The organism is Micromonospora sp. NPDC005205 (assembly GCF_040608275.1).
In the GTDB taxonomy this organism is placed as follows: domain Bacteria; phylum Actinomycetota; class Actinomycetes; order Mycobacteriales; family Micromonosporaceae; genus Micromonospora.
In genome coordinates this window covers 51,292-61,871 of the sequence record NZ_JBEXHV010000029.1, presented here as the reverse complement: position 1 = coordinate 61,871, position 10,580 = coordinate 51,292, and the positions used below count along the sequence as shown (strand labels likewise).

Annotated in this window: 9 protein-coding genes and 3 pseudogenes; 5 read left to right on the top strand and 7 right to left on the bottom strand. The window is 64.1% G+C overall.

Annotated features, from left to right (window positions below):
* The 3 genes and pseudogenes from ABZU43_RS31645 to ABZU43_RS31635 all read right to left on the bottom strand — a co-directional run.
* Positions 1-3,216, bottom strand: a 3,216-nt coding sequence (locus ABZU43_RS31645) for an HD domain-containing protein (RefSeq protein WP_355010046.1), incomplete at its 3' end; no start/stop codon positions are given.
* 84 nt (positions 3,217-3,300) lie between these two features.
* Positions 3,301-3,849: pseudogene (locus ABZU43_RS31640) on the bottom strand (serine protease); the annotation flags it as partial.
* 98 nt (positions 3,850-3,947) lie between these two features.
* Complete coding sequence (locus ABZU43_RS31635; RefSeq protein ID WP_355010043.1) at positions 3,948-4,298, bottom strand: CU044_2847 family protein; 351 nt, start codon at positions 4,296-4,298, stop codon at positions 3,948-3,950.
* 329 nt (positions 4,299-4,627) lie between these two features.
* Here ABZU43_RS31635 and ABZU43_RS31630 point away from each other — a divergent pair.
* A pseudogene (locus ABZU43_RS31630) lies at positions 4,628-5,059 on the top strand (enolase C-terminal domain-like protein); the annotation flags it as partial.
* Here ABZU43_RS31630 and ABZU43_RS31625 read toward each other — a convergent pair.
* The 3 genes and pseudogenes from ABZU43_RS31625 to ABZU43_RS31615 form a co-directional block, all read right to left on the bottom strand.
* The gene (locus ABZU43_RS31625) at positions 5,041-5,481 is read right to left on the bottom strand and encodes an arsenate reductase ArsC (RefSeq protein ID WP_355010042.1); all 441 of its coding nucleotides are present in this window, start codon (positions 5,479-5,481) and stop codon (positions 5,041-5,043) included. The pseudogene ABZU43_RS31630 and the gene ABZU43_RS31625 sit on opposite strands and share 19 nt — an antisense overlap.
* Positions 5,482-5,499: 18 nt before the next feature.
* A pseudogene (gene arsB, locus ABZU43_RS31620) lies at positions 5,500-6,590 on the bottom strand (ACR3 family arsenite efflux transporter).
* Positions 6,587-6,934, bottom strand: a complete 348-nt coding sequence (locus ABZU43_RS31615) for a metalloregulator ArsR/SmtB family transcription factor (protein WP_355010041.1) — start codon at positions 6,932-6,934, stop codon at positions 6,587-6,589. Before ABZU43_RS31615 ends, arsB begins: the two are co-directional and overlap by 4 nt.
* Positions 6,935-7,028: 94 nt before the next feature.
* On the opposite strand from ABZU43_RS31615, the gene ABZU43_RS31610 reads away from it, so the two are divergent.
* Together ABZU43_RS31610 and ABZU43_RS31605 are read left to right on the top strand one after the other, a co-directional pair.
* Positions 7,029-7,526, top strand: coding sequence for an N-acetyltransferase family protein (locus tag ABZU43_RS31610; RefSeq protein ID WP_355010040.1), 498 nt, complete (start codon positions 7,029-7,031; stop codon positions 7,524-7,526).
* 46 nt (positions 7,527-7,572) lie between these two features.
* Entirely contained in the window at positions 7,573-8,967 is a 1,395-nt protein-coding gene (locus ABZU43_RS31605) for an FAD-dependent oxidoreductase (protein ID WP_355010039.1), read from the top strand.
* 47 nt (positions 8,968-9,014) lie between these two features.
* On the opposite strand, the gene ABZU43_RS31600 is transcribed toward ABZU43_RS31605, so the two are convergent.
* Positions 9,015-9,368 carry a TraR/DksA C4-type zinc finger protein gene (locus ABZU43_RS31600; RefSeq protein ID WP_196922598.1) on the bottom strand — a complete coding sequence of 118 codons (354 nt, stop codon included), beginning with the start codon at positions 9,366-9,368 and terminating at the stop codon, positions 9,015-9,017.
* A gap of 117 nt (positions 9,369-9,485) precedes the next feature.
* On the opposite strand from ABZU43_RS31600, the gene ABZU43_RS31595 reads away from it, so the two are divergent.
* Together ABZU43_RS31595 and ABZU43_RS31590 are read left to right on the top strand one after the other, a co-directional pair.
* Entirely contained in the window at positions 9,486-10,076 is a 591-nt protein-coding gene (locus ABZU43_RS31595) for a TetR family transcriptional regulator C-terminal domain-containing protein (RefSeq protein WP_355010038.1), read from the top strand.
* Positions 10,077-10,197: 121 nt separating this feature from the next.
* Complete coding sequence (locus ABZU43_RS31590) at positions 10,198-10,548, top strand: DUF1330 domain-containing protein (protein ID WP_355010037.1); 351 nt, start codon at positions 10,198-10,200, stop codon at positions 10,546-10,548.
* Positions 10,549-10,580: the final 32 nt, after the last annotated feature.

Below are 10,580 nucleotides of genomic sequence, written 5' to 3'. Positions count from 1 at the left end.
GCCGACGATCTGGGTGCCCTTGTGCTCCTTGTACTTCCAGTGCGCGGCGATGCCGAACTCCGCGGTGCGGTGCATCGCGTACGTGCGGATCTGCACTCCGACCGGCTTGCCGGTGGGCCCGACGATCGCCGTGTGCAACGACTGGTACATGTCGAACTTGGGCATCGCGATGTAGTCCTTGAACCGGCCCGGCACCGGCTGCCAGTTGGCGTGGATCACACCCAGCGCCGCGTAGCAGTCGCGGACCGAATCGACCAGGATCCGCACACCGACCAGGTCGTAGATGTCGTTGAAGTCGCGACCCCGCACGATCATCTTCTGATAGATCGGATACAGGTGCTCTGGCCAGCGGGTAATCTCTACTCCGATGTCTGCGGCGCCAAGGTCGGTCAGCATCTTGTGAATGACCTGGCGCTGCAGGCTGTCGTGCTGTGGCTGGTACTCACTCAACAGTCGACTAACCTCAGCGTGCCCTTCGGGGGACGTAACCCGAAAGGCCAGATCGTCCAACTCCCGATGGATTCGAAATATCCCAAGGCGACGCGCTAGCGGACTATAAACACTAAGAGTCTCCTTTGCGACCCGACGCTGCTCGGGTCCCGGATAGGAGAAGGGTGAGCGAAGCTCCTGCAAGCAGGAAGCTAAGATGATCATCAGAGTCCGAGGATCAGAAGTAGAGGATATGATCGCCCTTTGACCTACCCGAAAGTCAACTGCAGCGTTCAGTGTGAGGGCCGCAACTCGTGACGTCCCATCAACAAGGCTCGCCACCTCGTGTCCGAAAGTATCGCGGACATCAACTTTTGGAAATTGGGTCAGATGCAGCAGGCTTGCAGCCAAGACGGCGGCATCCATGCCCAGATCAATCAGAATTTTCAGGACTGATAACGCGTGATCAAGTTGGGGATCCTGGCCACTCCTGCCTTTCGCTGTCTGCAACCGTTGCGAAAAATCGTAGGCCCGTTCAAGTAATCTGAGATCCTGGGCTGGCAAATTTCGTTGACTATTCTCCAATAGCTCACCTAAAGCGTCACTGCGATCTGAGGTGCCTCCAACTCCACGCCGCCCTAAACGTTGCGACACGGCATGCCAAATCTGCCGCCTTATACGTAGGTAAGGTAGGAGGGTTTCGGCCTGCTCCGGACCTTCACCAGTCGTTTCTGACTCTGCCCTGGCTTCCTTTCCCTGGACCTGCTCCATGGCGAGCCTTCGATCGAGAGTTGGAACCGTCAAATCATTCGCAATCCTTCTCAGAAGGGCTAATCCTCTTCTATCGCCCACGTCCAACAGGGCCTCAGCGCACCAGCGTCTATCAACTCCATCCAGAGTTGAATCATCCGCAAGAGTAGCCAGGAAATCTCGCCATGACGTCGGAGGCAAACGAGCGATAGCGTGGATTCCGCCCTTGGTATAAACCTGCGGAATCGTAGCAATAGGCAGCTCGCCGTCAGATTCTAAGGTAAGAATACTGGCAAGAAGCGCAATCGCCCACCGGCGCCTGGCGTGATCAAGACTTCGCCTGAGCGAGGTCAATCGAAGTGCAGCCTTCCCTTCTTCGAGGTCGAGGTAGCAAAGCAGTTCGATCGCAGACTGCAGGTTCTGGGGAGATCTTCTCCTGGTAATCGACGTTAGGGCTTTGATAGCTCCGTCGACGACGTCGCTACCAAGACTAGAACCATCGGAGTGGAGGGAACAGACTAGCCGGCATCCTTCAATGTTGCCTTTGGTGGTCAGTCGCTTCAACAAAGGCGTCAAGTCATGCTCTCTGGACCAACCGTCGACCAGGAATCGGAGGAAGGATTGTCGTGTGGTCAGCCACTCTTGATTCTCAAGCCAGGAACGGCGAGCCCAGACGTTACGGAACTGGCGCGCACTCTCGTCTGAATCCTTAATGATAAAGCGGGTAGCCAAGAACTCTTCTATCGTTTTGTGGGAGAAAACGAAATCGCCACCACGCTCCGTCAAGACCCCACTTCGCCTGAGTAGCTCCCGCAGAAGGGAATGCCACCCAGTATCCGGAAGGTTGTCCGGCTTTAGCTCGTCGGTCCACGAAGCCACTGCCTGGACTGCTGTTCCGGATTGTTCGCTCTGTCGCAACCAGGCCAAACGCTCCACAAGTCCTGTCGCACTTCGGAGCAACTTACCACCTGCGGTTATGGCATCGACCCCATACCGCTCAGTTATAGAATTTATCTGATGGTGGATTCCATTTCGAGCTCCCCTGTACTGTCGCTCAAATAGCGAGTTGACGAATGTTTCGTACAGCTGGCTTCTTCCAGTAGGAAAGATCTGGTCGGGATCGGCTATATGCAGCTGGCAGAGCATTGCAGCCATGAGTGGATTCCGTGCTAGTTCTTCAAGATTCGCCTCGCTCGCCTTACTTATGAATCGATGCGCAGCCTGTTGCGGCGACGGCATGCCAAGATGAGCTAGCCATCCCTCTGCGAAACCATACAGTTGCTCACTGTTGAAGATCAGGAGTTCAAATACGGCAAGTTTCGGGAAAGCGCGGCGGGGCAAGAGATTGTCGGGGCGGCTGGTAAGTATGAATTGACCCACCCCGCTACTCGGTTCCTCGACGTAATCGTGAAGCCTTCGAATGATAGCGAGCCGCTGATCGGTGCTCATGACTTCATCGAGGCCATCGACCAGCAGCAGCCAGGAAGCGCCGTTGGCAGGTGATTTACGGAAAAACTCCGCAGGCCATGATTCCGGGAGGCCGATACTGCTTAAATCTTCATTTACGCTTTTCGCAATTGCTTCCGGCAAAGGCTGACCTGGGATCAGATCTGCAGCGAGGACACGCACCGGAACCTTAGAACTTAAGCCATTTTCGAATTTTCTTATCAGAGAGCCAGCCGCAGTGTGGAGCAGGCTAGATTTGCCGGACCCCGCTTCACCCAGTACGATCGAGTTGGAAGAGTTATCAAATATTTCCTCCGCACGGATCGCTTGCCCAGACTGACGTGGTCCGATGTCTTCAAGATTCTCAGTCGCTTCGACTAGTTGTTGTACATATACTGCAGACAATGGAGGTTGAGGGGTGTCCGGGAATACCGCCGGATAGGGATGAATGGCCGTTGCCTTTTTCGCCACTCTCAGGTATTCCCGGAGACGGGGACCGGGGAACCGCCAGCCGCCGGCAGCTATCTGCGAATCAGTGAGGTTGATCAACCAGTCGTAATACAGTTTCTGCGTGCCCTGCAATAGCCTCACAGTGTCGGCTCTGTCTAATATTTCGTCAACTGAGATTAAATGGGCGCTGCCGGCATTGTTTGAGACGCACAAAAGGCCGCATACGGCACCGGTGCGCCTGTTGAGGACGGGGCTTCCACTGCACCCACCACCGATGGGCATACCGTAAACCCGGCCGAGATCAAGATCGCTTACGCCCCGTCTCAGGGATTCTCCCTGATAGGTGAATGAAGCCGGTTGACCGTTGCGAAAATCTCCAACCGGGTACCCGTACGTCCACATTGAGTCGCCGGCGGCGGCGCTACTTAGCAGCGGGACGGCGTAGCTGTTCAAGAGATTGTCTTTTGGGGGTATTTTCAGAAAGGCCAAGTCAAGACCATCAGATGTTCGGAAGTAATGGCTGGCCGCAGGCTTGAGAATAATCGTCCGCCGAGTTTCGAGGTGCTCTGCTCTAACTTCGGTTGGTATTGCGCTAGGTGAGTCGCCGAGAACATGGGCGCAAGTGGCGATCAGGTCTGCGCCGATCAGGAAGCCCGTCCCGAATCGGGGCTTATTTCTCTCCCAATGTGGCACGTCAATCGCGACAGTCGCGCACTTGGTCAAACGCTCCAAGACGTCTGGCAAATCTGGTGGGAACTTCGGAGCCCTGTCCATTCTTTACGTTCAACACCCCTGTGCGCTCATCATGACATGCAGCTATTTTCCGATAGTCGTTGAGACCTTCGAATTCTCAAATTTGCCTTCATCTTTGATCACCCCTCGGGTCGTGACCACTCAAGCGTCACTTTGAATGCCGATTTGGTGCTCGCTTTTCCAATTACAGCCACAAGGGATCCAGAATTGACCGCGAATTCGAATCCGAACTCGACAGTAATCTTGGACATTTGCTCGTGCTGAAGCTTGCTGGAAATCTTTTGGGCCAACTCAGTCACCGCGTCGAGCGCCCCGTCAAGTGAAGGGCTTTGTCCCGCGATCTCCACTTCATGACCGATGGGAGAAGGTTGACCGACATTCTCACTCAGCACGAATAGCGTGTGATCATCAAGCTGCACTTCAATGAGTTCTGCGCGGTTCTGCGGGCTGGTCTCGCCAGGCTCGATCAACTTCGCCGCCTTCCGTCGAGATTAACAAGGGTGATCACCCAGCAGCGTAGCGTCACATGTCGAGGCTAGGATCCCCCGTTAGCTGGAGGCTCGTTGAACGTGGCGGACGGCAGCAACCCGCTGAACGACCCCGTAATACGAGTCGAGTCAGCCGAGTGCCCGCTTGGGCCACGGCAAGTGTCGCTGCAGGCTCCGGCCACCGACTGATTAGCTGTCAAGCGGTGCGGGACTGGGCAGTGTCTCCAAAGGATCCTGACCTCGGATGATGTAGCGCGTGGGTCGTCGCTAGCCAGTCGCCGAGACACGACCAGCCCAGGCTGCTCTCCTGGCACCCGATCAGCTCGATCGAGGACCCGATGGCCGAGGACGACATCGCCGGCTGGAAGCGGCTGACGGCGGCGGCGGGGGAGCGCGTGGATCTGGTCGGCGACGACGTCTTCTGCACCGATGTCGACCGGCTGCGCGACGGGATCGACGGCGGCTACGCCAATGCGATCCTGGTCAAGGTCAACCAGATCGGCACACTCACCGAGACCCTGGCGACCGTGGACGCCGCCCACAAGGCCGGGTACCGGGTGGTGATGTCGCACCGGTCCGGGGAGACCGAGGACACCACCATCGCCGACCTGGCCGTGGGCGTCGGCTGCGGGCAGATCAAGACCGGCTCGCTGTCGCGCTCCGACCGCACGGCCAAGTACAACCAGCTCATCCGCATCGAGGAGGAGTTGGGCGAGCGCGCCAGCTACGCCGGAGGCCGCTGAGGGGTGTGCCTCGGTCGGGCGGCGAGGTTCCGGTCGGTGAGGAGATTCTCCACCCGGCCCCGGATCTCGTCGCGGATCGGGCGGACGGCGTCGACGCCCTTGCCGGCCGGGTCGTCGAGCTTCCAGTCCTCGTAGCGCTTGCCGGGGAAGACCGGGCAGGTGTCGCCGCAGCCCATGGTCACGATGACGTCGGAGGACTCCGCGGTCGCGTACTCCAGAAGTTTGGGGGTCTGGTCGGTGATGTCGATGCCGACCTCGCTCATGGCCTGCACGGCGGCGGGGTTGATCGTCTCGGCCGGCGCGGAGCCGGCCGAGCGGACCTCGACGGTGTCGCCGGCGAGGTGGCGCAGCCAGCCGGCGGCCATCTGGGAGCGCCCGGCGTTGTGGACGCAGACGAACAGGACGCTGGGTGTGTCGCTCATGTCGGGGTTGCCTTCCGGTTACGCGGTCGCGGATCGCGGGGGAGTGAAGAAGCGGCGGCGCGTCCACAGGGAGACGTAGACGAGCCCGACCAGGACGGGCACCTCGATCAACGGGCCGACGACCCCGGCGAGGGCTTGGCCGGAGGTGACGCCGAAGGTGCCGATCGCGACGGCGATGGCGAGTTCGAAATTCTTGCCGGCGGCGGTGAACGCGAGGGTGGTGGTGCGTTGGTAGCCGAGACCGACGGCCCGGCCGAGGGCGTAGGAGCCGGCCCACATGAGCGCGAAGTACACCAGCAGGGGCAGGGCGATGCGGACGACGTCCAGGGGCCGGCTGGTGATGGCGTCGCCTTGCAGGGCGAACAGGATCACGATCGTGAACAGCAGCCCGTAGAGGGCGGCCGGGCCGATCCTGGGCAGGAAGCGGGCCTCGTACCAGGCGCGGCCCCTGGCGCGCTCGCCGAGGGGCGGGTGAGGTAGCCGGCGAGCAGCGGGATGCCGAGGAAGACGAGCACGTTGGCGGCGATGTCCCAGGCCGAGATCGTCAACTCGGTGCCGGAAAGCCCCAGCCACTGGGGGAGCACGGAGAGGTAGAACCAGCCGAGTACACCGAAGGCGACGACCTGGAAGACGGAGTTGAGGGCGACCAGGACGGCGGCGGCCTCCCGATCACCGCAGGCGAGGTCGTTCCAGATGATGACCATGGCGATGCACCGGGCCAGGCCGACGATGACCAGACCGGTGCGGTACGCGGGCTGGTCGGCCAGGAAGATCCAGGCCAGGGCGAACATCACGGCGGGGCCGACCAGCCAGTTGAGGACCAGCGAGGAGATCAGCAACCGGCGGTCGCCAGTGACGGTGTCGAGCCGGTCGTAGCGGACCTTCGCCAGGACCGGGTACATCATGATCAGCAGGCCGATCGCGATCGGTAGCGAGATCCCGCCGATCTGCACCGCGTCCAGGACGCTGTTCAAGCCGGGTATCAGCCGACCGAGGAGCAGGCCGGCGGTCATTGCCAGCCCGATCCACACGGGCAGGAACTGGTCGAGTCGGGAGAGTCGGCCGACGACGGCGCTCTCGGCCGGCTCGCCCTGGAGCGTCGTTGTCATGTCGCCGGTGCCACGGTGAGTAGTGCGGCGAGCTGGCGCAGGATGCCCGGCCGGGCGCGGTAGTAGACCCAGGTGCCCCGGCGTTCGGCGTCGACCAGCCCCGCCTCGCGCAGTGTTCTGAGGTGGTGCGAGATGGTCGGACCGGTCAGGTCGAACGCGGGAGTCAGGTCGCAGACGCAGATCTCCCCTGTCTCGGCGGAGGCGATCATCGACAGCAGTTGCAGCCGCACCGGGTCGCCGAGGGCCTTGAACGCGGGCGCGAGCACCGCGGCTGCCTCGGCCGGCACGCGCCGTTCGGCGAGCGGGGGGCAGCAGACCTCGTCCTGTGCTGCTTGATTCGACATTCCTCTAGGTTGACAGCTCTCTAAACAGTGTGCAAGTGTCTGATTCGACGGACGTCGAGACAGTCGCCTGATCTCTTCCGGAAGGAACCCACTGATGGCCGACACCACCGTGCGCCCCATGACCGCCGCCGACGCCGAACGGGTCCTGGCGATCTACCAGGCCGGCTTGGACGTCGGCAATGCCAGCTTCGAGATCACTGCCCCGACCTGGGCGGCGTTCGACGCCGCGCGCCTGGCTGCGCACCGTTTCGTGGCCGTCGACAACGACGGGGTGGTGCTCGGCTGGATCGCCGTCTCGCCGACCTCGACCCGCGCGGTCTACGCGGGAGTGGTCGAACACTCCGTCTACGTGGACCCGGCGGCCCAGGGGCGGGGCATCGCCCGACTGCTGCTGAGCGCGCTGATCGCCTCCACCGAGGCCGCCGGCATCTGGACCATCCAGTCTGGAGTCTTCCCGGAGAACACCGCCAGCCTCACCCTCCACCAGCGGGCCGGTTTCCGGGTCATCGGCGTACGCGAGCGGGTCGGTCGCCATCACGACCGCTGGCGCGACGTCGTCCTGCTGGAACGCCGCAGCCCCACCATCACCTGACCAGCCGTGGCCCTCGACCCGGGCCCACCACACCGAGGAGCCACTGATGACCGCTCTGGACGACCTTCCCACCATCGTCATCGGCGCCGGTCCGACCGGTCTCGCCGCCGCCGCGCACCTGCACGAACGCGGACTGCCCTTCACCGTCCTCGAAGCCGGCGACACCCCGGGCGCCGCGGTACGCCAGTGGGGGCACGTGCGGGTCTTCTCGCCGTGGCGTTACAACATCGACCCGGCCGCCCGTCGTCTCCTCGACGAGGCCGGCTGGGTCGCCCCCGACCCGGGGGCACTGCCCACCGGCGCGGAGCTGGTCGACGACTACCTCCGGCCCCTCGCGCAGCTGCCACAACTGAAGCCACACGTGCGGTACGGGGCACGGGTCGAGGCGATCAGCCGGCTCGGCCTCGACCGGCTGCGTACCGCCGGGCGCGACACCGCACCGTTCCTGCTCCGCCTCGCCGACGGCGACGAGCTGGTCGCCCGCGCCGTCATCGACGCCTCCGGCACCTGGAGCACGCCGAACGTCCTCGGCGCGTCCGGCCTGCGGGCGCGAGGGGAGGCTGAGGCGGCGCCGTACCTGGAGCACGCGCTGCCGGACGTCCTCGGCGCCGACCGGGGCCGCTTCGTCGGACGGCACACCCTGGTGGTCGGCGCCGGTCACTCGGCCGCGAACACCCTGCTGTCCCTGGCGGAGCTGGCCGCCGTCGAGCCCGGCACCGAGGTGACCTGGGCCATCCGGGCCGCCGCGCCGACGCGTACCTACGGCGGCGGGGACGCCGACGCCCTCCCGGCGCGGGGCGCGCTCGGCGCACGGCTGCGTGCGCACGTCGACGCCGGACGGATGCGGCTGCTCACCGGCTTCTCCGTGCGGGCGCTCACCCCGACGGACGGCCGGGTGAGTGTGGCCCTGCGGCACGGCGACGGCAGCGCCGAGTCGATCACCGTCGACCGTGTTGTCGCAGCCACCGGCTTCCGCCCCGACCACAGCATCGCCGCCGAGCTGCGGCTGGACCTCGACCCGGTGCTGGGCGCGACCCGTGCCCTGGCCCCGCTGATCGACCCCAACGAGCACTCCTGCGGCACCGTGCCCCCGCACGGCGTGGACGTACTCGCCCACCCGGAGCAGGGCTACTACGCCGTCGGCATGAAGTCCTACGGCCGGGCACCGACGTTCCTCATGGCCACCGGCTACGAGCAGGTCCGCTCCGTGGTCGCCGCGCTCGCCGGTGACTGGGCGGCCGCCCGCGACGTCCAGCTCGACCTGCCCGAAACCGGCGTGTGCAGCAGTGACTCCGCCGTCTCGGCGGGCGGCGACGACTGCTGTGGGCCGCAGGCGACGGGGCGTGGACTGTCGACCGGCATCGCCGGAGGGCTGCTGTCCGCACCGATCAGCCTCATCGCCCTCGACGCCGCGCCCGCAGGAGGTTGTTGCGCCAGCTGATCACCGGTTACGACGGTGCCCACCGCCCTCGCTGGCGACGGGCGCCGTCACCGTCGGCTGGCGCAGGCGACACACGTACGCGCGGACGGGCGGGCGACGAGGCGCTCGGCGGGAATGGGGCGGGAACACCGTTCGCACACGCCGTAGCTGCCGTCGTCGACCCGTCGCAGCGCGACGTCCAGCTCGGCCAGGCGTCGGCGGGTGGCGTCCAGGACGGCCGTGAGCTGCGCGCGTTCGAAGGCGATCGTGCTGCCTTCGGGGTCGTGCTCGTCATCGGCGTTGGACGAGCGGGACGCCTCGAAGAGGCTCCGGAGGTCGCCGTCCAGGGCAGTGGCCTGGGCCTCGGTCTGCTCGCGCAGCCGTAGCAGCTCCTCGCGGACCGCGCTGGAATCCCTGTTCATGGCCTCTTCACTGTACCTGGGGGATGACAGCGGTCACTTCACTGGCATTCCGAGACGACCGGTCATATCGTGGTGTCTGTCAGCCAGTCGGAACCCTGGGCGGAAGGAGTGCACGAGATGCCACGACCGAAGTCACCGAACTCCGCCGGAACCCGGCAACGGTTGTCCGACGCCGCGTTGGACCTGTTCCACCTGCGGGGCTACAACGGGACGAGCGTCCAGGACATCGTCGCCGCGGCCGGGGCGCCCAAGGGCACCTTCTACAACCACTTCGCCAGCAAGGAGGACCTCGCCCTGGACTCGGTGGCGAGATACTCCGCGGCGATGGGGCTGGAGATGCTCGACGAGAAGCAGGGCGGCACACCGCTTGAGCGGATCACCGATCATCTGAGATACGTCACCGGCCTCGGCGACACCATGGGTGATCGCGGATGCCTGCTCGGCAACTTCGCCACCGAGATCCCGGCGCACAGCGATGCCCTGCGCAACGCCGTCGACGCCGGCTTCGGCCGCTGGGTCGCCGCGCTCGCCATGGCGATCGAGCAGGCGCGGGCTGCCGGTGAACTGCACGGCGACGAACCTGCCACCGATCTCGCCGGCTTCGTCGTCTCCAGCTACGAGGGCGCGGCAGCCCGGGCGAAGGCATCCGGTGACCCGGCCGCCCTCCGGGAGTTCTTCACGATCACCACGGCCCGGATCCTCACCTGATCCGCGTCCGATCCCGTCGGTAACAGTCCGGGTCTTTGCATCCGGCGCGGCGTGTACCCAATCCAAGACGACCGGTCGTACGCCCTCGGCCGGGAGCAGCACCCGAATTGAGGAGTGAGACATGAGCACGTACCTGATCAATCACCTGCGTATCCCGGGCGGAGTGCCGACCGAGGAGTCCCTGCGTTACCTGGAGCAGGTGCAGGCCACCACCGAGGCGTACGGCGCCAAGTGGCTCGTTCTGGATGCCCAGGTGGAGGTCCTTGAGGGCAGTTGGCCCGGGTCGGTCGTGCTGATCGAGTTCCCGGACGCGGAGACCGCCAGGAGCTGGTACAACTCGCCCGAGTACCAGGCGATCCTGGCGCTACGCGTCGATCACACCATCAACGACCTGGTCCTGGTGGACTCCGTCGGCCCGGACTTCACGGTGGCCGGCTACGCGCGTCAGATCCGCACCCTGCTCGGCCAGTGACCAGTTCTCGCTGACCTGCCGTACGCCGATCC